The sequence below is a fragment of the bacterium genome (assembly GCA_036504735.1).
In the GTDB taxonomy this organism is placed as follows: Bacteria; Electryoneota; RPQS01; order RPQS01; family RPQS01; genus DASXUQ01.
This window is the reverse complement of the sequence record DASXUQ010000005.1, coordinates 533,528-554,324: the sequence shown is the minus strand read 5'-3', so window position 1 is coordinate 554,324 and position 20,797 is coordinate 533,528. Positions and strand designations below refer to the sequence as shown.

Annotated in this window: 19 protein-coding genes; 2 read left to right on the top strand and 17 right to left on the bottom strand. The window is 59.8% G+C overall.

All coding sequences use genetic code 11. The features are described from left to right. Nucleotides 1-3: 3 nt before the first annotated feature. Nucleotides 4-969, top strand: coding sequence for a hypothetical protein (locus tag VGL38_04105; GenBank protein ID HEY3294595.1), 966 nt, complete (start codon nucleotides 4-6; stop codon nucleotides 967-969). A 164-nt stretch (nucleotides 970-1,133) separates the two neighbouring features. Here the strand turns inward: VGL38_04105 and ftsZ are convergent, their stop codons facing one another. From ftsZ to VGL38_04025, 16 genes are all read right to left on the bottom strand, one after another. Next, nucleotides 1,134-2,375, bottom strand: a complete 1,242-nt coding sequence (gene ftsZ, locus VGL38_04100) for a cell division protein FtsZ (GenBank protein ID HEY3294594.1) — start codon at nucleotides 2,373-2,375, stop codon at nucleotides 1,134-1,136. Between the two features lie 29 nt (nucleotides 2,376-2,404). Further along, nucleotides 2,405-3,664 (bottom strand): cell division protein FtsA, encoded by a 1,260-nt coding sequence (gene ftsA / locus VGL38_04095; GenBank protein ID HEY3294593.1) that lies wholly within the window; start codon nucleotides 3,662-3,664, stop codon nucleotides 2,405-2,407. Then, on the bottom strand, nucleotides 3,661-4,416 hold the full coding sequence (locus tag VGL38_04090; GenBank protein ID HEY3294592.1) for an FtsQ-type POTRA domain-containing protein: 756 nt from the start codon (nucleotides 4,414-4,416) through the stop codon (nucleotides 3,661-3,663). The genes ftsA and VGL38_04090 overlap by 4 nt, the downstream gene beginning before the upstream one ends. A gap of 40 nt (nucleotides 4,417-4,456) precedes the next feature. Then, on the bottom strand, nucleotides 4,457-5,386 hold the full coding sequence (murB, locus tag VGL38_04085; GenBank protein HEY3294591.1) for a UDP-N-acetylmuramate dehydrogenase: 930 nt from the start codon (nucleotides 5,384-5,386) through the stop codon (nucleotides 4,457-4,459). Further along, nucleotides 5,367-6,764 carry a UDP-N-acetylmuramate--L-alanine ligase gene (murC, locus tag VGL38_04080; protein ID HEY3294590.1) on the bottom strand — a complete coding sequence of 466 codons (1,398 nt, stop codon included), beginning with the start codon at nucleotides 6,762-6,764 and terminating at the stop codon, nucleotides 5,367-5,369. The genes murB and murC overlap by 20 nt, the downstream gene beginning before the upstream one ends. Next, complete coding sequence (murG, locus tag VGL38_04075) at nucleotides 6,761-7,885, bottom strand: undecaprenyldiphospho-muramoylpentapeptide beta-N-acetylglucosaminyltransferase (GenBank protein ID HEY3294589.1); 1,125 nt, start codon at nucleotides 7,883-7,885, stop codon at nucleotides 6,761-6,763. Before murG ends, murC begins: the two co-directional genes overlap by 4 nt. Continuing rightward, nucleotides 7,882-9,066, bottom strand: coding sequence for an FtsW/RodA/SpoVE family cell cycle protein (locus tag VGL38_04070; GenBank protein HEY3294588.1), 1,185 nt, complete (start codon nucleotides 9,064-9,066; stop codon nucleotides 7,882-7,884). Before VGL38_04070 ends, murG begins: the two co-directional genes overlap by 4 nt. Next, entirely contained in the window at nucleotides 9,063-10,406 is a 1,344-nt protein-coding gene (gene murD / locus VGL38_04065) for a UDP-N-acetylmuramoyl-L-alanine--D-glutamate ligase (GenBank protein ID HEY3294587.1), read from the bottom strand. Before murD ends, VGL38_04070 begins: the two co-directional genes overlap by 4 nt. Next, nucleotides 10,406-11,524: a phospho-N-acetylmuramoyl-pentapeptide-transferase gene (gene mraY / locus VGL38_04060; GenBank protein ID HEY3294586.1), complete on the bottom strand. Its 1,119-nt coding sequence runs from the start codon at nucleotides 11,522-11,524 to the stop codon at nucleotides 10,406-10,408. Before mraY ends, murD begins: the two co-directional genes overlap by 1 nt. Continuing rightward, nucleotides 11,524-12,909: a UDP-N-acetylmuramoyl-tripeptide--D-alanyl-D-alanine ligase gene (gene murF, locus VGL38_04055; GenBank protein HEY3294585.1), complete on the bottom strand. Its 1,386-nt coding sequence runs from the start codon at nucleotides 12,907-12,909 to the stop codon at nucleotides 11,524-11,526. The genes mraY and murF overlap by 1 nt, the downstream gene beginning before the upstream one ends. Then, the gene (locus VGL38_04050) at nucleotides 12,906-14,384 is read right to left on the bottom strand and encodes a UDP-N-acetylmuramoyl-L-alanyl-D-glutamate--2,6-diaminopimelate ligase (GenBank protein HEY3294584.1); all 1,479 of its coding nucleotides are present in this window, start codon (nucleotides 14,382-14,384) and stop codon (nucleotides 12,906-12,908) included. Before VGL38_04050 ends, murF begins: the two co-directional genes overlap by 4 nt. A gap of 10 nt (nucleotides 14,385-14,394) precedes the next feature. Beyond that, on the bottom strand, nucleotides 14,395-16,413 hold the full coding sequence (locus tag VGL38_04045) for a penicillin-binding protein (protein HEY3294583.1): 2,019 nt from the start codon (nucleotides 16,411-16,413) through the stop codon (nucleotides 14,395-14,397). Next, a complete protein-coding gene (locus tag VGL38_04040) occupies nucleotides 16,406-16,807 on the bottom strand; it encodes a hypothetical protein (GenBank protein ID HEY3294582.1) in 402 nt (133 codons plus the stop codon). The genes VGL38_04045 and VGL38_04040 overlap by 8 nt, the downstream gene beginning before the upstream one ends. 2 nt (nucleotides 16,808-16,809) lie before the next feature. Beyond that, complete coding sequence (gene rsmH, locus VGL38_04035) at nucleotides 16,810-17,745, bottom strand: 16S rRNA (cytosine(1402)-N(4))-methyltransferase RsmH (protein HEY3294581.1); 936 nt, start codon at nucleotides 17,743-17,745, stop codon at nucleotides 16,810-16,812. Between the two features lie 120 nt (nucleotides 17,746-17,865). Beyond that, nucleotides 17,866-18,189, bottom strand: coding sequence for a hypothetical protein (locus VGL38_04030; protein ID HEY3294580.1), 324 nt, complete (start codon nucleotides 18,187-18,189; stop codon nucleotides 17,866-17,868). Between the two features lie 3 nt (nucleotides 18,190-18,192). Continuing rightward, nucleotides 18,193-18,669: a cell division/cell wall cluster transcriptional repressor MraZ gene (locus VGL38_04025; protein ID HEY3294579.1), complete on the bottom strand. Its 477-nt coding sequence runs from the start codon at nucleotides 18,667-18,669 to the stop codon at nucleotides 18,193-18,195. Nucleotides 18,670-18,954: 285 nt separating this feature from the next. Between VGL38_04025 and VGL38_04020 the strand changes: the two genes are divergently transcribed. Next, complete coding sequence (locus VGL38_04020; protein ID HEY3294578.1) at nucleotides 18,955-19,905, top strand: hypothetical protein; 951 nt, start codon at nucleotides 18,955-18,957, stop codon at nucleotides 19,903-19,905. 75 nt (nucleotides 19,906-19,980) lie between these two features. Here the strand turns inward: VGL38_04020 and VGL38_04015 are convergent, their stop codons facing one another. Beyond that, on the bottom strand, nucleotides 19,981-20,748 hold the full coding sequence (locus VGL38_04015) for an ABC transporter ATP-binding protein (protein ID HEY3294577.1): 768 nt from the start codon (nucleotides 20,746-20,748) through the stop codon (nucleotides 19,981-19,983). Nucleotides 20,749-20,797: the final 49 nt, after the last annotated feature.

The following is a 20,797-nucleotide window of genomic DNA, read 5'->3' as shown; positions in this document are numbered from 1 at the left end:
CGCATGAAGAGCACCACAGCACTGATCCTGTTCGCCGCGACATTGGCCCTGTTTCTGGCCGGCTGCGGCGCCAAGGATATTCCGGACGGCACGGTTGTGTCCATTATCTATTCGTCGGATGTGCGAGGCAAGCTGGAAGGCTGCGGATGTCAAAACAGCGGAGGCGGCGTAGCCCGCCGCAGCGGCGAGGTCGTCAAGGCGCAGGAAGAGGATCCGTCCGTTGTCTTCTGCGATGCAGGCAACTTCATGAGTGGCACGCCGGAAGTGGATAAGTCTAAGGGCGCGGTGGCGGTGGAAGTGTACAACCAGATGAAGGCGAACGTGGTAAACGTTTCCGAGCGCGAACTGGCGTTCGGCATGGACGCGTTCAATGCGGCCAAGAAGGATGCGAAGTTCGACTTCGTGTCGGCGAACCTGCGGCATAAGGGCGCGATGGTCGCTCAACCCTTTACGGTGAAAAAGGTGAAAGAGGCGCGCGTGGCATTCATCGGCCTGTGCGGCTCTAAAGACCTGATGCGTTATGACAGCTTGACGCTCCCGGCGGAAGTTTCCGTCGAAGATCCGGTGGCCGAAACCCGCCGCGCGATTGTCTCGCTCGAAAAGAAGGCGGACCTGATCGTCGTTCTGTCCACGTGCGGCGACGCTATGGATTCACTGCTCGCGCTGAATGTGCCGGGGATTGACCTGATTATCGGGGGCCGAACCTTCCGCCCGAATGTAACCGCTCCGTGGGTGCTGGGCAAGACCCGCGTCGTTCGCACGCCACGCGATGGCCGCTCGATGGGCCGCATGGATATGGTTTTCGGACCGGATGCCAAGATCAAGACCTATAGCGCCACTGCTCTGAACACGACCGTTTCGGGTCCGGTGGATGCTAAGATGGTTGCGCTGGTGAAGAAGTACATTCCTAACTACTCTGATGCGCCGGCGGAACAGGTGAGCAACGCGGGCACAAGCGCCGCGAAGTAGCAGCGTAAGTCCTGAATCGGAAAACCCGGCATCACTGCCGGGTTTTTTCGTTTGACTGCTACCGGAGCGAATGAAGAAATTCGATTCTCCATACCGTACTCAATAGACAACCGCCGCGCTATACACGCGGCGGTTGCCTGTTCGGACAGAAATACGTTAGCTGATCAGTCCATCTGGTGACGGAGGAAGGTGGGAATTTCGAAGGAATCTTCGCCGACCACTACCTGCTCCATTTTGCCGTTGGTCTCGCGCATCAACGGTTGCACGTTGGACGTGTCGGGCATGCGCACCACGCGCGGCTCAAAGCTGCGGACTTCAATGGGCGCTGAGCGCAGCGGCTCGTACAGCTTGGTGCCGCCATTGCCGTTGCCGTTACCGTTTCCATTGCCGTTCCCGTTGGTGCTGGTCATGACGCGCTGCGGGCCGGCCTTGACGTCGATCTGATTGAAGCCCGTAGCAATGACCGTGACGCGCAGTTCGCCCGTGATGGATGAATCGGACACCGCGCCGAAAATCACTTCGGCGTCTTCGCCCGCGGCTTCATAAATCGCCGACGTGGCTTCGGACACGTCATGCAGCGCCAGATCATCGCCGCCGGTAATGTTGATGAGAATCGCCCGCGCGCCGCGAATCGAAACTTCTTCGAGCAGGGGGGAGGAGATCGCCTGCTGCGCCGCTTCCACCGCACGATGGTCGCCGCGCCCCACGCCCACGCCCATCAGAGCGTCGCCGCGCTGCGCCATGACGGTGCGCACATCGGCGAAGTCCACATTGACGATGCCGGGCACCGCGATCAGGTCGGAGATGCCTTTGGTTGCCTGCAGCAGCACGTTGTCCGCCATCTTGAAGGCGTCTTTCAACGTAGTGTCGCGTTCGACGATGGAAATCAGGCGCTGGTTCGGGATGACAATCAGCGTATCTACGTGCTGCTTAAGTTCGAGCAGACCGCGTTCCGCCGCCGCCGAGCGCTTCTTACCTTCAAAGGCGAAGGGCTTGGTGACGATGCCGACGGTGAGTGCGCCGAGTTCCTTGGCGATTTCCGCCACGATCGGAGCCGCGCCCGTGCCCGTGCCGCCGCCCATACCCGCCGTGATGAATACCATGTCGGCCCCTTCGAGGCTGGCACGGATTTCATCGCGGTTTTCTTCAACGGCAATCCGGCCCACATCGGGATTTGCTCCGGCACCCAGACCGCGAGTCGTTTCGCGACCGATCTGGATGCGCTTGGCGGCGCCATTCTGCTGAAGCGCCTGCGCATCCGTGTTGACGGCGACGAAGTCCACGCAGGCCAGCCCCGCCTCAATCATGCAATTCAACGCGTTTCCGCCCGCGCCGCCCACACCGACCACCTTCATCTTGGCGCTGCCAATGATCTCTTCGGCAAATTGAAACCGGTTAGAGTCCATGTGCTTCCTCTCCTTGACCTCGTTGCCTATTAAAAGATTCCTTGAAACCACTCTTTAACGCGGCCGGGAGCGCGAAGCTTCCAGGAACGGCCGTTGTTGTTTGTGGTCTCGCCGCGCCGCGTCTGCTGATGAGCGTAGCGTACAAGACCGACGGCGGTGGCGAACTTGGGGCCGAGCCCAAGGCCATCACCAGGTGCGGCATCGCGCGGCGCGCCGATGCGCACCGGCAAGGTAAAGATCTCTTCGGTGATTTCCGCCATGCCCGGCATGGAGGCGCCGCCACCGCTGAGGACCACGCCCCCTCCGATGTAATCCATCGTCCGGGAACGAACCAATTCGTCACGCGCCAGCGTCAGAATCTCTTCCACACGCGGTGCGATAATGGAGACCAGCATGGAGCGGCTCATCTCGCGCGGCTCGCGGCCGCCCACGCCGGGGATTTCCAGAAATTCGCTTTGACCGATGACGCGCATGTGCGCCGCGCCGTTTTCGATCTTGATGTGCTCGGCGGATTCCACGGGAGTGCGCAGGCCGACCGCGATGTCCCGGGTAATATAGTCTCCGCCGTACCCGATGACCGCCGAATGGCGGATAAAGCCATTGTGGAAGACGGCAAGATCGGTCGTACCGCCGCCGAAATCCAGCAGCACGGCGCCCAGTTCGGTCTCGTCTTTGGTGAGCACGCTCGCCGCCGACGCCAAAGGCTCCAATACCAGTTCATTGACCGTCAGACCCGCGCGCTTGCAGCAGGTCATGATGTTCTGCGCAGAGGAAACGGCGCAGGTGACGATGTGGACATTGGCTTCAAGGCGCACACCGGCCATGCCGACCGGAGCGCGAATGCCGCGCTCGGTATCCACGACGTATTCCTGCGGGAGGATGTGCAGGATGCGGCGGTCCATCGGCAGCGCCACGGCCCGGGCCGCTTCAACCACCCGGTCCACATCGGTTTGGGTGACTTCGCCCGTCGGTTCGCCGCGCAGCTTGCTGATGGGAATCGCGCCGCGCGAATTGATGCTTTTGACGTGCTCGCCGGCCAATCCCACCCAGGCCGCATGCACCGTGGTCTGCGCCGCTTCTTCCGCCATGGCCACGGAGCGTTCGATGTCTTCGGTGGTCTGTTCGAGGTTGATGACCACTCCGCGCCGCAGGCCGCGGGAAGGCACGCACCCGATTCCCAGCAACTGGACTTCGTCCTCGCCCACCGGCTCGGCAATCACGGTCACGATCTTAGTGGTTCCGATATCGAGGCCGCACAACAGGTCCATAGTGCTTCCGATCTTTTTCATCCGTGTGTTTGCTCTCCGGTCGCCGCTGAGCCCTCTGCCACAATAATCTTCCCAGGTATGCGCAAGTCAATGCTCTGATAGCGCGCCAGATCCGCTGAGCTTTTTCCATTCAGGATCTTCAATGCGCCGGTCCAGGCCAGCTCGCTGGTGCCGTGTCCAAGCAAGACGTCCACGGCGGGACGGGAGAGTGCCGCGTGCATTTGCCCGTCGGCATAATACAATTCGCTGAGGTTGTGCCACGCGTCTTTCGAGACCGCGTGCAGTTTGAGGGCTTCCCGTAACAGGGCGAGCGTGCAACTGTCGCTGACCGTCGCGCCGGCCTTTAACCTGACGGGGCGGGGAGGAGTGAGCAGCGGAAAGTCCCAGACCCAGTTATCGGTGACTGGCGCCAGTGCCACGCTGTCGGAGGTGAGAATCAGCAATTTGTCGCTGCGCACGGCGGCAATCGGCTCGCGTTCGACAATCCGGATTTCAATCGCATCGGGAAGCCGCCGGCGAACCACCACGGTTTTGATCCACGCCTGGCTCTCGATCCGCGTCTTGGCGGCGTGAACCGGCACGTTGAACAGCGATGTTCCCTTGGGGATGCTTGCCAGCTTTTCAATCGTTTCCGTGGCGACCACATGGTTGCCGGAGATCAGCACGTGTTGAACCCGAAATCTGCTGCTCCAGTCCACCAATTGGCCCGCGCACATCCGTGCGATCCAGTTGCTCCAGAGCGGAAGCGTGCCCACCACCAGCAGTACGGCCACGATCGAGATCAGCGTAACCCGGCGAGTCCGGCGGCGCTTTTCAGCTTTCGATGGTAAACGGGTCTGCTTCAAAGCCAACGGGCTTGACCTCAGTTTGGAGCATGATGCCGAACTTCTCATAGACACGGCGGCGGATCTCGCGCACCAGTGCGGTGACGTCTGCGGCCGTGGCGTTTCCGGCATTTACAAAGATCCCGGCGTGCTTGGGAGACACCCTGGCGCCGCCGATCTGCAACCCCTTGCCGCCCACCGCTTCAATCAACCGTCCCGCATAGTCTCCGGGGGGCCGCTTAAACATGGACCCGGCGGAAGGGAAGTCCAGCGGCTGCTTTTCGCGGCGTAGTTTCCACACGCGGCGCATTTCGCTGTAGATTTTGCCCGGTTCGCCTTTGGCTAACGCGTAGCGGCTTTCAAGAATCAGCACATTTTGCAGAGCCGGGGCACTGCGATACCCAAATCCGATCTCGTCCTTGGTCAGGGTGACGATGCGACCGTCGGCGGTCAGCGCGTCGGCTGCGACAAAGGTGTCGGCGATCTCCCCGCCATAGGCCCCGGCGTTCATGTACAGCCCGCCGCCCACCGAACCGGGGATGCCGCACAGAGTTTCCATTCCCGACAGACCCTGCGCCGCGGCGAAAATCGTCACATCCAGCAGTCTGGCGCCGGATCCTGCGCGGATATGGCCATGGGAAAGCTCGATCCGGCAAAGCTCGCCAGTAGCCCGAATCACTACGCCGTCGAATCCCGCGTCAGAGACAAGGAGGTTCGAGCCCAATCCGAGGTAAAAGAACGGAACCTGCTCCTGCGTGAGGAGCTTCATCAGCTCAACGACGTCATCCGTGCTTCGCACTTCGGCCAGAATCTGCGCCGGACCGCCGATGTGGAAGGTTGTCAACGGAGCCAGCGGCTCCAGCGCTTTGGCCGGGCAGCTTATCTGCCGCAGCAGGCGTTCACAACGCGCGGGAATCATGAGCCCCGGCGGAAAGTTCGTGAGCCACCTTCGTAATCGAGCCCGCCCCCATCACAATCAACACATCGCCCGACCGAAGCAACGCCCTTACGCTGGCCGCCGGGATGTCGCCACTCAAAATCTGAACCCGGTCCGCACCCTCCTGCCGTGCCGCTGTGGCAATCAGTTCGGACGTGATGCCGGGGATGGGCCGTTCGCGGGAAGGGTAGATGTCGGTGAGCAGAATCACATCCGCCAGGCGCAGCACCTGCCCGAAATCGGCCGCAAAATCGCGGGTGCGGGTAAACAGATGGGGCTGGAAGAGGGCGACGATCCGTCGGTCCGGCCAGCAGGTCCGTGCGGTTCGGAGAGTGTTTTCGACCTCGGTCGGGTGATGCGCGTAGTCATCTACCACCACCACGCCGTCGAACTCGCCCTTGATCTCGAACCTGCGGTGAACGCCGGTAAACTCGGCCAGCGCGGCGCGGGTGACATCCGGCGGCACATCCAGCTCGTCGGCCACGGCAATCGACGCCAGAGCATTCAGCACATTGTGACGGCCCGGAACCTGAAGTTCAAAGCTCGTCCCCTGGCACTTGCCGCCTTCCACGCTGAATCGCGCATGGTGCCCGCTGAAGGCGACCTGAACGGCGCGGAAATCGCAGCCTTCGGAGAACCCGTAGCTCACCACCGGGCGCTTGATGCGGGGCAGGATCGCCTGAATGTTCGGCTCGTCGCCGCAGACGATCACGCTGCCATAGAACGGGACCTTGTTGGCAAATTCCACGAAAGCATCCTGCACACCGGCCAAATCCGTATAGGTGTCCAGATGCTCGGGCTCGATGGTCGTAATCACCGCAAGGGTCGGGGTCAATTTCAAGAAGGAGCGGTCGAACTCGTCCGCTTCAACCACCAGCAACTCTCCCGAGCCCATCTTCACGCCCGACTGCAGGGATCTTACGATGCCGCCCACGATCAGGGTGGGATTCAGCTCCGCCCGCTGGAGAATGGCCCCGACGATAGACGTCGTCGTGGTCTTTCCGTGGGTCCCGGAAACCCCGATCCCTACCTTCAGCCGCATCAGCTCCGCCAGCATCTCACTGCGGGGAATGGTGGGGATGTGCTGCTCGCGGGCTGCTCTAATCTCCACATTCTCGGGCCTGACCGCCGACGAGTATACCACCACATCTGCGCCGTGGATGGCGTCCGCCGTGTGCCCCTCGTGCATCACGGCGCCCAGGCGGGCGAGGCGGTTCGTAATATCGGACAGTTGAAGGTCGCTGCCCGAAACCACGAAGCCCATGTTGAGCAGCACCTCGGCGATGCCGCTCATGCCGGCGCCGGCGATGCCGACCATGTGCACGTGGCGGACGCGGCGGAAGAGTTTGGGCGCGCTCATGGTTTCTCCGTGAGAGAAAGCGCGATGTCCGCTATGCGCGACGCCGCTTCGGGATGGGCCAGTGACTTCATCTTTATAGACATGGAAGATAATACTTCTTCTGAACTCATGCAATGCTGAACAGCAGAAAAAACATTTTGTGACGTGAGGTCAGCGTCCTTAATCAACAGTGCCGCGCCGCGTGTCTCGACCGCTTTTGCATTGGCTGTCTGATGGTCATCGGTGGCAAAAGGGTAGGGGATCAGCACCGCGGGGACGCCCGTCATAGCCAATTCGGCCAGCGTCATCGCTCCGGCGCGGCAGATGGCAAGGTCCGAAACCGCGTACGCGCCGGGCATATCATCGATAAATTCGAGTACTTTCAGATTCCCTGAGTGATTCGCTGCTTCGATGAGATGCTGATTTGCGGACTCCGGAACTCCCAGTCGGCCCGTCTGCCAGATCACATTGAAAACCGCCGTGAGATTTTCAAGCGCGCCCGCTATGGCCTGATTGATCGACCGCGCTCCCGCAGAGCCTCCAAAGACGAGTACCGTGCGGCGACTCGGATCGAGAGTCCATCTCTGGCGTGCCTCTCTTGAGTCCTCTTCCCGGAAGGACAATCGCAGCGGGTTGCCGGTGAACTCCATTCGCGCAGAGCCCAGCCGGGCCTTGGCCTCTTCGAACCCGAGGCAGACCATGCCGGCCTTCGGCGCGAGGGCTCGAGTAGTCCAGCCCGGATGCGAGTTCTGCTCCTGCAGCACGGTGGGAATGCCGAGCTTCTGCGCGGTCCAAAGAACAGGTCCCATCACATAGCCACCCGTCCCGATGACCACTTGCGGGCGAAAGGACAGCAGCAGCTTGAGGCTCTGCGAGAAGCTCACGGCGAGCTTCAGGGGCAACAGGAGATTCTGAAGCACGTGGCGGCGCGAGAAGCCCGAGATCCAGAAGGTCTTCAGCGTCTCGCCTTCCCGCGGCATCACCTTGGCCTCAAGGCCGCTTGCGGTTCCGGCGAAGATCACCTGTGCCTGAGGAGTCTTGCGCACGATGGCCTGCTTAATGGCGAGGGCCGGGAAGACATGGCCGCCGGTGCCGCCTCCGGCAATCAGGACCCGAACTGGGTTGTTTCGCGGACCGCTCACTTGAACCGGTAGGGTTGGTGTGGGGAATCGGAGTGGCGCTGGGACTGTTTCGAAATATTGAGCAGGACGCCGACCGCTCCGAGTGTCATCATCAGTGAAGAGCCGCCATAGCTGATGAAGGGCAAAGGTTGTCCTGTCGCGGGAAGCAGACCGAGGGTGACGCCGACGTTGATGGTGAGGGAAATCGCAATCGCGCAGGTGATTCCCGCCGCCAGATAATAGCCGTAGCTGTCCGGCGCGTGACGCGCGATCTTCCAGGCGCGAGCCAGAAAGAGCCCGAAGCCCGCCAGCAGCAGGAGGCTGCCGATCAATCCTGCCTCCTCGCCCACGATGCTGAAGATGAAATCTTTGTAGGGCTCGGGCAGGAAGAAATGCTTCTGGGTTGAGCCGCCGAGGCCAAGCCCTGTCACGCCGCCATGCCCGATACCGATGAGCGACTGCTTCACATGGTAGCCGGCGCGGAGCGGATCAACGATGCCGTCCACGTAGGCCGTGAGGCGGCTGCGCATATACGGGGTCAGCCAAGCCGCCAGACTCAGCGGAATTGCGCTGGCTCCGGCCAGGATCAGCAGGGGCTTCAAGCGGATGCCGGAGAGGAAGAAGAGGAGAGCGGCCGTGCCGAAAACCAGCACGGTCATGGACAGGTTGGGCTCGACCAGAATCAGACCGATCACGAAGACCGAGATGATCAGCGAGCCGACGTACACCTTGCGGCGATCCGAAGAGAAGGGATCATCGAAGTGTTCGCCGAAGCGGAAGGCGAGGTAGTTAATGAGGGCGAACTTGGCAAGTTCGGCGGGCTGAAAACTGAAGCCGCGGATGTAGATCCAGCGGTGGGCGGTTGCGCCCGCAGGCTGGGGAATGAACAGGACGGCCACGAGGGCGGCGAGCGCCAGCAGGATCGCAAAGCGTGCGGCCTGCTTGTTTAGAATGTGGTAGTCTACAAAGGAGAGCACGGTCATGCAGACCAGCCCCCAGCCCATTCTGCCGATATGGCTCCAGAAAATGGTCGCCGAATCCCCGCCCGCCATCTTCCAGGCGTGAGCGGCGGAGGAGGTCCACACGAAAATCGCACCGCAGATGCAGAGCCCGATGGTTGCCGCCAGCAACCAGACATCATAGCCCGCGCGGCGTTCGAGGTTCGAGGAGGTTTGAGGGGTGCCGGCAAAGGGAGTGGTCATGCGCCTTTGACCAGAGCTTTGAAAATGCGGCCGCGTTCTTCGAAGTTGTTGAACTCGTCGAAGGACGTGCAGCCGGGGGACAAGAGCACCGTGTCCCCGTCGCGCGCCGCGCGCTGCGCCAGTGACACCGCCGCTTCCATCGTTGCCGCCTCTTCAAGCGGCAGGCCTGCGGGCAAATCCGCATGCAGCTTCGGCAGAGCCTCTCCGAAAATAATCAGTTTTTTGACCGGCGACGGAATCCGGGTGGCCAGTGGCGCGAACGATTCCTTTTTCGGACGGCCGCCGAACAGCAGAATCACGTCGCGCTGGAAGGAGTTCAGGGCAGTCATGGTGGCCACCATATTGGTGCTCTTCGAATCGTTGTAGTAGGCCACGCCGTTGCGGGTGGTCACGTACTCGATGCGGTGCTCCACGGCCTTCGCCTCTTTGAGCGCGCGGCGAATCGCGTCCAGATCCGCGCCAAAGCTGTAAGCCGCGGCGGAGGCCGCCGCCGCATTCAGCGCATTGTGATGGCCGATCAGGGGGAAATCGGCCCGGGAAATGAGCGCCTGTTCACGTCCGTCGATACGGCACGCCAGGCGGTCCGGTTCGGCCCAAAACTCAAACTCCGACGAAAGGCCGAATCTTACTACGCGACTTGAAACAGCGCGCTCAATCTCCCGCACTCGAATGTCTTCGCCATTGAAAACCGCCACGTCGCCGGGGGTCTGGTTGCGAAACAGCTTCGCCTTCAGCCCGGCATAAACGTCCATCGTCCCGTGGCGGTCAAGGTGGTTTTCATACAGATTCAGCAGCACCGCTACATGGGGGTGCACGGTCGGCGAGGTTTCCAACTGGAAACTTGAGACCTCGACCACAAACACGCGGGACTCCGGCGCAGGCAGCAGCCCACTCCACGCCGTGCCGACGTTGCCGGCCATCATGACGTCCATACCGGCCTGCTTCAACATATCCGCAATCAGGTGCACGGTCGTTGTCTTGCCGTTGGACCCGGTCACTCCGATCCAACGGTTTGTGCTTGCCCGTGCCGACAGTTCCAGCTCCGACCAGACGGGAATGCCCTTCGCCTGCCATGCCTGCTCGAGGTCCGGCTTGGGAACCACACCGGGGGACAGCACCACGAGGTCGAAATTCTCGGTAACCACGCGCCGGTGTTCGCCCGTCTCCATCTCGATTCCCGCCGACCGCAGCTCCTCCAGCGCGGACGACACGGCTTCTGCCGGCTTGGTATCCGAAACCAGCGCATACCCGCCGAGCCGTTTTACAAGCTTCGCCGCGCCGATCCCACTGCGAGCACCGCCGATGACGGCGACTCGCTTGCCATTCAAATCCAGAGCCATTAGCGGACCTTGAACATCGTAAGACTGACCAGAACCAGCAACACCTGCACGATCCAGAAACGAACGACCACCTTGGACTCATGCCAGCCGAGCTGTTCGAAATGATGGTGGAGGGGAGCCATCAGGAAAACCCGTTGCCCCGTCCCATATCGTTTCTTCGTATACTTGAAATAGAGCCGTTGAATGATGACGCTCACCGCTTCGATCACGAAAATGCCGCCGATCACCACGAGGAAGAATTCCTTCTTCAGCAGAATTGCCATCGTGCCGAGACCCGCTCCCAGCGCCAGCGCTCCCGTGTCCCCCATGAACACCTGCGCCGGATAGCCATTGTACCAGAGGAACCCCAGACCCGCACCCAGCACGGCCGCACAGAAGATCGTCAGCTCTCCGGCGCCTTCGAGGTAGATGATATTGAGGTATTCGGCGAACTTCACGTTGCCGGTGACATAGCTGATCGCCGCAAACGCCGCCGCCGCAATCGATGTTACACCGATGGCGAGCCCATCGAGACCGTCCGTCAGATTCACCCCGTTGGATGTCCCCGTGACCACGAGCAGCACAATGATCGGGTACAGAATGCCGAAATTGAACATCACGTTCTTCAAGAACGGCAGGGTAGTGAGCGTCGACTGCGCCGCGAAATTATGGCCGAAAAGCTCAGGGTAGATCATAATGAAGGCGGCGATGAGTGCTCCGATGCCGAACTGCCCGAGCAGCTTGTAGCGCGCAACCAGCCCTTTCTTCGTCTTGCGCACGGCCTTCAGATAGTCATCGAGAAATCCGACTGCGCCCATCCACAGAAACGCCAGCAGTGTGAGCAGCACATAGAAATTCGTCAGATTGGCAAAGAGTAGGGTAGGTACGGCTACCGCCACCAGCACCATCAGCCCACCCATGGTCGGGGTACCGGCCTTGCTCAAGTGGGTCTTCGGTCCGTCTGTTCGGATTTCCTCGCCGATCTGGTGCTTGCGCAGGGTGCGGATCATCCACGGGCCGACCACAAACGAGATCAGCAGAGCAAACACAGCCGCCATCGCGGAGCGAAACGTGAGGTAACGGAACAGATTGGCACCGCTGATGACATCGCGAAGCGGCAGAAAGAGATGGTAGAGCATCAGGTATATAACGTTTTCAGTTTCTGCACAGCCCGTTCAAGGCGCATGGACCGCGATCCCTTGACCAGCACCGCATCGCCAGCACAAATCAGTGTCGCCAATTCCGCATCACACTCTTCATAGGTGGCGAACGCCTTGGCTTCGATGCCTTGCCCCCGCGCCTCGCTTGCCGCCAGCGGGGCGAAAGCCCCTACAAATAAACTCAGCGAGAGATCAAACTGTTTCAGATCCCGGCCCAGCGCACGGTGCTCGCTTTCGGCGTCGCTTCCCAGTTCGTTCATGTCGCCCAGAATCGCCACGTGTCTCCGGGCCGGAAGGAAGGACAGCGTCTCCAGTGCGGCGCGCATGCTCATGGGGTTGGCGTTGTAAGAATCATCCATCACGGTAATCCCGCCTAACCGTTCAATGCTTACCCGCCCGCCGACGCCCTGCCAAGCCTGAATGACCTTGCGGACCTCTTCGGCATAAAGACCGAAGTTGCGCGCAATAGTCAGTGCCGCCAGCGCGGACAGCGCAGCCGGACGGCCCGGCACCGATAGTTCGATCTCCACACGTTCAAATTCAAACCGCGCACAACCGGACGAATCAAACGTCAGCTTTGTGCCTTGGTAGAATTCTGCTTTCCAATCTGCAGGCTTACCGGAAAAGCCGTAGCCGATTTTGTGCCGGCACTCTGTCGCTTCTGTAAGGCAAAGAGCATCATCCGTCGGCACGTAAGCAATTCCGTTTTCGGCAACGGCATCATACAGCGCGCCTTTAGTGCGCGCAATTTCTTCGAGTGTGCCGAAGCCCGCCAGATGCGCCCGGCCAATGGATGTGACCAGGCCGTGCGTGGGCCTAACCAGTTGGCAAAGATCCGCAATTTCTCCCGGATGAGACGCACCCATTTCAATCACAGCTGCATCGCAATCCGACGGCGTAGCCAGCAGCGTCAGCGGCACACCAATCTCATTGTTGAAATTCCCCGGCGTCCCCGTCGCCTTCCGTTTCACCGACAGGATCCGCAGCAGAATATCCTTTGTGGACGTCTTGCCGTTGGTGCCGGTGATGCCGATCTGCGGAAAGGGCAGCGAATTGCGCCATGCCCGCGCGGCGTGAGTCAGCGCGAGGGTTGTTTCGGGAACGGCGATCAACCGTTCGCGGTAAGGTTCAGCATCCGGCGACTGCATCCAATCGAAATTCACCACCGCCGCTTTGGCACCGGACGTGAACGCCGCAGGGACAAAGTCGTGGCCGTCACGGCTGGACTTAATTGCCCAAAACGTGTCACCGGGTTTCAGCGTGCGCGTGTCAATGGAAATCGGGCCGAGGGAGAAATCGGAGAATAAAGATGGGAAATGTGCTCCGACAATATTACCGAACCAGCCAATCGTAGGAAGACTCATAGTGCGTACCCGGCGCGCGAAAGGTACGCTGCGGCCACAAGCCGATCATCAAACGGATGCTTGACGCCCTGAATCTCTTGATAGGATTCATGGCCCTTGCCTGCAATCAAGACAATGTCACCGTTGCGTGCTTCCGCCAGAGCCGTCTCAATCGTCAGTCGCCGGTCGGCATTGCGGAAGTAATGATTCTCTGCGCTGAGTCCGGCGGCCATCTCATTCAGAATGACTTCGGGATCTTCACTGCGCGGATTATCGCTGGTCAAAAACAATTGGTCGCTCAAACGGTGCGCGACTTCAGCCATCAGCGGGCGCTTGCCGTGGTCACGGTCACCGCCCGCGCCAACCACCGTGAAGATGCGGTTGTGCTCCAAAGCCTGAAGGGTGCTCAGGATCTTTTCCAGAGCGTCGGGTGTGTGAGCGTAATCCACGACGACCGTGAAAGGCGCGGATGATCGCACCATCTCAGCACGGCCAGGGACAGGGACGGCTTGCGCGAGCGCCTGCTTTGTGATCTCAAGGGGAACTCCCAGGGCGAAGGCGGTGGCAATAACGGCGAGTAGATTCTGTGCGTTGAAGTGTCCGATCAGTGGAGCTTCAATCGGCAGTGTACCGTGGGCGGTCACCAGATCGAAGCTCGTGGACTGGCGGGTCAACCGGAGGTTCGTTGCGCGGAAATCCGCATTCGTCAACAGAGAATAGGTCAGCACCTTGGCCCGTGCAGCCTTCACAAAATCGTTGGCCGCCGGATCGTCCAGATTAATAACCGCCGCGCCATCCGGTTCCTGCTCCTGAAACAACCGCAGTTTGGCATCGCGATAGGCTTCCACGGAACCGTGATAGTCGAGATGGTCGCGCGTGAGATTGGTGAAGACCGTCGCACGGAAGGGAAGCTTCCATGTGCGCTGCAAATCAATGCCGATGGATGTCGCTTCCATGACGGCGTGAGTAAATCCCAGCGCGCGCATTGCGGCAAAGTGAGCGGCAAGGTCGGCGGACTCGGGCGTGGTGCGCGGCGATTCAGCGGCGACCTCTCCATAATAGATGCCCAACGTGCCGATCAACCCGGTGCGATGTCCCGCAAAATCCAGCACCGCGCGCAACTGCGTGGCGACCGTCGTCTTGCCGTTGGTGCCGGTGATGCCGGCCAGAGTCAAAGAACGTTCGGGGTGATCATAGAAGCTCCACGCCAACTCGGCGAGGGCTTTGCGTCCGTCCTGCACCCTAATGAAGGGAACCTGCAATCCACTTTCCGGCGCGGTGTCCGCAACGATGGCGGCGGCGCCGCGTGCGATGGCATCCCGAATGAACTGAGCGCCGTCCGCTTTGAGGCCGCGCAGGGCGACAAACAGGCTGCCTTCCTGGACGGCGCGGGAGTCATAGGCCAGAGAGTGGACCAGCGGATCGCCGTCGCCGAACCGGCGGCAGTCCCGCAGTTCAACTGTCAGATCATGGAGTCTTTTCGGAGCAGGAGTCATCAACAGCAGCTTATTCCGTAACGCCGTACAGTTCACAGACTGTGCCGACGGGAACCATCGTTCCGGCGGGAGGAAATTGAGTCACAACGGTGCGGCTTCCAAGGAGTTTGAAACTCAACTTCCGCTTGGAGAGTTCCTCGACGGCCGGCCGCAGCGACCATCCCTGCAGGGATGGCACGGCTACCAGCGTCGAATCCGTTGTGGTTTGACTCTGATAGGTGGTTACAGAAGCCAGCGAAACCGGTACATAGGCGGCAGTTCGCGGCGGTTGCACGCGGCCAGACGACGCGTCTTTCTGCGTACTGTGGTTCACCGTCATTTCCAGCGGTACAGGAGTCGTGGACGGAGAAGGCGCGGGACTCGGCGTGGACATCATGCGCATGTCTTCGACAATGGCCTTGAAGATCGGTCCTGCCACCGAGCCGCCGTAGTGCTCACCGCGCGGGTCATCCACCGTAATCAGCAGCACATATTGCGGGTGTTCCGCCGGGAAAAAGCCGACAAAGGACGACATGAAGCGTCCTTTAAAATAGGTGTGGTGCACATAGTCGACCTTCTCGGCAGTGCCGGTCTTGCCCGCGATGCGCATGCCGTCCACCTTGGCTTTGGTGCCTGTGCCGTACTCGACGACATTCACCAGCATCTCATTGATCTGCGAGGCGATCTCCGCCGGCATCACGCGGCGGATAATCTCCGCCGGATAATCGGTGTGCGCTCCCGACGGGAAACGCACGGATTGCACGAGACGCGGTTTCATCAACAGGCCGCCGTTGGCTACAGCCGCGTAGGCCATCGTAACCTGCAACGCGGTGCAGGATATTCCCTGCCCGAAGGCCACCGTCGCCTGCGTCGAACCGCTCCACCGTTCCGGCACCGGAACTTCGCCCGGCTGCTCCATGGGAATTCCCACCAGAGTCAGGTTGCCGAAACCGTACGCACGCACCTTGTCATAAATCTCAGCCGGACTGAATGCCCGCGCGATCTTCGCCGTCCCGATGTTGCTTGAATACGCCAGCACGTCATCCACGGAGATGGTGCCATGCGCGTGGGAATCGTGAATCGTAATGCCGCCGACGGAATATTTGCCGCCTTCGCAATTGATCAGCGACGTCCGCTTGAACCGTCCACTCTCCAGCGCCTTGGAAATCGCCACGATCTTGAAGATGGAGCCCGGCTCGTACACATCGGTAACAGGCCAGCAGCGGCGATAGTCTGCTTTGCCGTCGCCCGGTTGATTGGGATCGAACGATGGATACGTGGACAGCGCGAGAACGGCGCCGGTCTGCGGATCTACCATTACCGCGCACGCGCGCTCGAAGGTGCGATCCTTCAGTCCTTCGCGCATCTTTTCTTCGACAATGGTCTGCAACTGCAGGTCAATCGTCAGAGTAATGTCCGCGCCCTTCGTCTCCACCGGGGCGGGGGAGAGGGCGGCAGACGCTTCGCGCAGGGCATCAACGCGGCATAGCTCCTGATAGCCTTCGCCGGAGAGTTCATCATTCATGAACCCTTCCACGCCTTCCATGCCCTTGCCGTCGCGGTTGGTAAATCCGACCACGGTGGAGGCATAGGTATTGGAAGGATAGGCGCGGCGCGGCTCCTCATCAAACTGCAAACAGGACAGGTTCAGCGCTTCCAGCTTCTCCTTGGTCTGCCAATCCACACGGCGCGCAAGGTAGGTGAAGCTGGTGGTCTCGAGCTTCTCCCGCATTTCGCGCTTCGGTTTCTGCAAGTAGGTGGATAGCGTGCCTGCGAGGGCATTCATGTCCAGCGCGTACTGCGGGCGGTATCCTACGGCGTAGGTTAAGGGAAGCGTCACCGCCAGCGTCAGGCCGTTCTTGTCCCGAATTTCCCCGCGGCTTGGCTTCTGATACTTGGTCGTCATCGACTGGTTGCGGGCAATGGTCTGCCACTGGCCATGCTGGAAGACCTGGAGCTGCACCAACCGCATGCCGAAGGCGCACAAGATCGCCAACAGGACGCAGGCGAGAAAACGTTCCCGCGGGACTTTGCGGTGCCCTTCACTCATGCTCAGGCGCTCCGAGCAGTCTGGCGTCCTCACGGGCAGCCGGAGTCAATTCCGCTTCGGGAATGACGATGGTCCCCACATGGTTCGTGCGCGTCCACCATCCATGCCTGTCTCGCATCCAGCGCGAAACCTTCGTATAGGAGGCTTCTGTCTCCACCTGACCGCTGAGCTGCACCAATTCCTTATTCAATTGCTGAATGGCAATCTGCTGCCGGCCTACATCCAGCGAGAGCTTTTCATACGTCAGGTTGCGCCATGTCACCGCCACCGCCAGCAGCCCTACACAAACGAGGGTTGCTACGATCCATACTACAGGAAGTTGCCGCCGGAGAACTCGCGGCAGCTTGCGGGGACGATACAGGGAAGACGGTAAGGATTGCGATGCGTAGGCCATGGTCAGGATAGGATTTTTTCTACGACCCGAAGTTTAGCGCTGCGAGCGCGGGGATTTTCGTCGATCTCGGTCTCAGAAGGGAGGAGCGGCTTTCTAAAGGGCAGCTTTCCTTCCGGTGGTTCAGTCGGTGCCATTGGCAAATAGGCAGGTGGTTGCGGTGGCTCGGCTTTGGACCTCATAAAGGTCTTCACAATCCGATCTTCGAGAGAATGGTAGCTGATCACTACCAGTCGTCCTCCCGGAATCAGCATATCCCAGCAATCCACCAGCCCTTGCTCTAATTCTTCAAGCTCATGGTTTACGGCAATCCGCAGGGCCTGAAACACTCGGGCCAGACTCTTGGCGCGGGTCGCCGGAACACTTCTATCAATGATCTGCGCCAAGTCGTCCGTGGTTTCGATGGGATGCCGCGCGCGGGTTTCGAGAATGGCCTTGGCGATGCGTCGTGCCTGCGAATCCTCGCCGTAGGCAAAAATTATCCGGGTAAGATCGCTCAGGTCGATATCCTTCAGCAGATCCGCCGCGGTTTCTCCTCTCGAAGGGTCCATTCTCAAATCCAGCGGTCCAGAGAATCTGTGGCTGAAACCGCGCTCTGCCGTGTCCAACTGAAAGCTGGAAACTCCTAAGTCAAGCAGCACCCCCCAGACACCGCGCTGCGTGAACTCTCTTGTTGCCTCTTTGATCTCCGAAAACCGGCACTGGATCAGTACTGCGGTCTCGGGCAACACCTTGCGCGACTGGGCAATGGCGTCGGCGTCCCGGTCGCAACCGATCAGAGTGCCTCTCTTCGACAGTTTTTTGGCAATCAGCAGGCTGTGACCGCCTCCCCCGACCGTGCCATCGAGGTAGATGCCGTCGGGATTGGTCACCAGCAGATCCACCGCAGGCTCAGCCAGCACAGGCCTGTGGTAATTCTGTTCGAAAGAGGTGTCAGTCAAAGGGGGTGGAGAGGAACCGGTTCTGTGTGGCCCGTTGAGGTACGTAGGACTACAAAAACGGCGATGAGAAATGTCGAGATGTCCAAGAAACACTTGGACAATTGAGCCAAAGTTACTAAATTATGACGCTGCGGAAAAAAAGAGGCTCCCGCAGCCCGTCTGCGGCTGAGCTGCGGGAGATTCCGCCAAAAGGCGGATGGCGCTTCCTCTTAATGCTTTGTCAGACGAGAGGCCGGGTTGCCCGAGGAGGCAGTTCAAAGTAGCTTCGGCGGCGGGGGTAAGCGGGGCGACGTGGCGTAGATCGAGCACAAATTTCCGGCAGCCGCGACCATGAAAATGGGAGATAATCGCCTCAAGCTGCGTCAGTTCCGGAGTCCGGAACTCGCCCTGCAAGGCAATGCTTACGTCGCGATCATGCTGATGGATGTGTGCGTGCAGTCCCATGGTTCAGGCCTTTTGGCGGTGATCAAGTAGAGTTTTCCAGGCATCTCCTGCCGTCAGCTTGTGACCGGTGCGATAGGCTTCGAAAGCCTGGGCATCCCAGATCACAAAGTGGTTCCAGCGGCCCATAAACACCACCTCGCGGCCAATGCCCGCCTGCTTCAGCAGACTCTGCGGCACGGTGATGCGGCCCTGGCTGTCAATTTCGCGGTAGACGGCTTCGCTCAACAGAGCGGTATCTCGCGCCAGACTGTCATCACTGGCAAAACCGAGGGAGTTGGAGTCCGCCTGTTCCCAGACATTGTTGAATAGATCCAGAGGAAAGACATTCAGGAACTCGCTGCTGCCGGGCGTGAGGACAATGGTCCCCCCACTGTCTTCCGGCAATGCATGCCGATAGTCAGCGGGGATAGACAATCTTCCCTTGTCGTCAATCAGTCCGGAGAAGTGTCCGAGAAAAGGTATCTTGCCTCGTATGGGCATTCGCTCCACTTTCTGCCAATCTTTGGGAAACCGTACCAAAGATAGGACAAGCGTCTCCGATAGTCAAGTCAATTATTTGTTTATCCACACTATGTGGATAACTCATAACGGACTTAAATTTATGAGATAAGCATGTGAATTTCGCGTATAATAGAGGATAAGTTAATAGTAGAGAGGAGGAATGCCTCTTGAGATGCTGAAAAACTCCCTCTATCACGTGAATTTCTGCCGGGAAAACCGCGATTAGGTGTTGGATAACTAAGATTAGCTACGGGGTAGTGAAACATGAGTAAGATGGTTGCGGTTCTGCTTGCTATGGTGCTCATTTTCTGCCTCGGCTGCAGCAAGTCTTCGACACAATCCGCGCCGTCTCTCTGGACTGTGCAGCAGATCTGGCCTCGCGGATCACATCCGGTGCCATCTCCGACCAGCAACGCCATTTTGTTCATGCAGGAAGAGTCCCCTGCGGGACTTTATCTGCTGAGTAATGGCGCGGCCACCTTGATCAATCCCAGCGGCCCGGATGCCCGTGCCGATTACGCGTGGTCCAATGACGGAACACGTTTTTGTTTTTCTGCCCCGGGAGCACCGGGCGGCGCCAATGCCGGCATTTATCTGGGCCATCCGGACGCGCCGACCGCACTGACCCGATTGTGGGATCGCGGTTCGCATCCCCGGTTCCTGCCCGGTACGGGAGGGATTGTCTGTGCGGGTCCTGAAGACAGCACCGGCAATTCCGACATCGTTCAGATTCCTTTGAGCGGCACGGAACCAACACCCCTCAGCATTCGAGGAACATCTCCCGAAGTGTCACCGGACGGCAGCCGGATTGCCTATCTGGTCCCCGGCGGCATTGAAGGGCGTACACTGGTGGTCGCCAACGTGGAAACTACCGCCCGCGACACTGTCGCAGGAAGAGTGCTGGTCTACTATTGGCTGGGTGATTCCCGAACCCTCGTGTACGGTTCTACGACCAACGGCAATCCTTCCATCTCCACAGCCAGTGTGTCCGGGGCACCCACCACCATTGGCGGCGGCGCAGCGCCCGCTCCCTTCCCGCAGGGCAATGGATTCGTCTTCACCGCACTGTCCGGTGACCGGCTCGATGGTCTGTTCACCGCCGCCCCGGGGCAATCTCCCGTCCGCATCACCCATTCGGGCACCATGGCCATTCCCGCCAGCGGCAACCGGATCGTGGCGCAGGATACAACCGGCCTTCTCGAAATCACGCACTGACCTTTCATCGAGAGTTCCTATACATCAAAAGCCCCGCTCGCGCGGGGCTTTTGCTATCTCAGCAATGACGATCTGTTACCGGTAGTGAGTGACTACGTACGGTTTGCCGTTGGGTTTGTCGGATTCGCCAGTAACGAATTTATGCACGATGTCAATGTCCGTGTTCTGTGTCTCCTCCGGAGTGCCGGAGAACACAATCTCGCCATCGTAGAGCATCACAATCCGTTCTGACACCTTGTAGGCGGATACCATATCGTGCGTCACGACAATATTCGTCACGTGCAGTTCGCGGTTCATAGTGATGATCAGATCGTTAATAGCGTCCGCCGTGATCGGGTCCAAACCTGTGGTCGGCTCATCATAAAGAATATAAGCCGGCTCCATGGCGATGGCCCGTGCCAGCCCGATGCGCTTCTTCATGCCACCTGACAGCTCCGCAGGTTTCAGGTTCTGCGTGCCGTCCATGTTGACCAGTTCAAGGCAGTACTTGACCCGCTCCGCGATCTCTTCTTCGGTCTTCTTCGTGTGGGTTCTGAGACCGAGGGCCACGTTCTGCTCCACAGTCATGGAGTCAAAGAGGGCGGCCCCCTGAAAGAGCACGCCCATCTTCTTACGGATCGCGTAGAGTTCTCGCCGGCGGGCCCTGGTGATATTCCGTCCGTCTACAATCACCGCGCCCGAGTCCGGCGCCAGAAGGCCGACAAGGTGCTTGAGGAGCACAGACTTGCCCCCGCCGGACTGTCCAATAATCGTAATGGACTCGCCCGTCTCAATATTCAAATTCACACCCTTCAGCACCTGTTTGTCGCCGAAGGACTTGTAGAGGTCACGAACTTCAATCATGGCCGAAAATGTGGATGAGTGAGGTCCCCCGCAGGGATACCCACGGAAG

Coding starts and splice junctions, on each gene's coding strand:
- VGL38_04070 (HEY3294588.1), bottom strand. CDS start 9,066: ATGACCACTCCCTTTGCCGGCACCCCTCAAACCTCCTCGAACCTCGAA.
- VGL38_04025 (HEY3294579.1), bottom strand. CDS start 18,669: ATGCCCATACGAGGCAAGATACCTTTTCTCGGACACTTCTCCGGACTG.
- VGL38_04040 (HEY3294582.1), bottom strand. CDS start 16,807: ATGGCCTACGCATCGCAATCCTTACCGTCTTCCCTGTATCGTCCCCGC.
- murD (HEY3294587.1), bottom strand. CDS start 10,406: ATGGCTCTGGATTTGAATGGCAAGCGAGTCGCCGTCATCGGCGGTGCT.
- murF (HEY3294585.1), bottom strand. CDS start 12,909: ATGAGTCTTCCTACGATTGGCTGGTTCGGTAATATTGTCGGAGCACAT.
- VGL38_04050 (HEY3294584.1), bottom strand. CDS start 14,384: ATGACTCCTGCTCCGAAAAGACTCCATGATCTGACAGTTGAACTGCGG.
- VGL38_04015 (HEY3294577.1), bottom strand. CDS start 20,748: ATGATTGAAGTTCGTGACCTCTACAAGTCCTTCGGCGACAAACAGGTG.
- ftsZ (HEY3294594.1), bottom strand. CDS start 2,375: ATGGACTCTAACCGGTTTCAATTTGCCGAAGAGATCATTGGCAGCGCC.
- VGL38_04030 (HEY3294580.1), bottom strand. CDS start 18,189: ATGGGACTGCACGCACACATCCATCAGCATGATCGCGACGTAAGCATT.
- VGL38_04020 (HEY3294578.1), top strand. CDS start 18,955: ATGAGTAAGATGGTTGCGGTTCTGCTTGCTATGGTGCTCATTTTCTGC.
- ftsA (HEY3294593.1), bottom strand. CDS start 3,664: ATGAAAAAGATCGGAAGCACTATGGACCTGTTGTGCGGCCTCGATATC.
- VGL38_04045 (HEY3294583.1), bottom strand. CDS start 16,413: ATGAGTGAAGGGCACCGCAAAGTCCCGCGGGAACGTTTTCTCGCCTGC.
- VGL38_04105 (HEY3294595.1), top strand. CDS start 4: ATGAAGAGCACCACAGCACTGATCCTGTTCGCCGCGACATTGGCCCTG.
- murB (HEY3294591.1), bottom strand. CDS start 5,386: ATGATTCCCGCGCGTTGTGAACGCCTGCTGCGGCAGATAAGCTGCCCG.
- mraY (HEY3294586.1), bottom strand. CDS start 11,524: ATGCTCTACCATCTCTTTCTGCCGCTTCGCGATGTCATCAGCGGTGCC.
- murC (HEY3294590.1), bottom strand. CDS start 6,764: ATGAGCGCGCCCAAACTCTTCCGCCGCGTCCGCCACGTGCACATGGTC.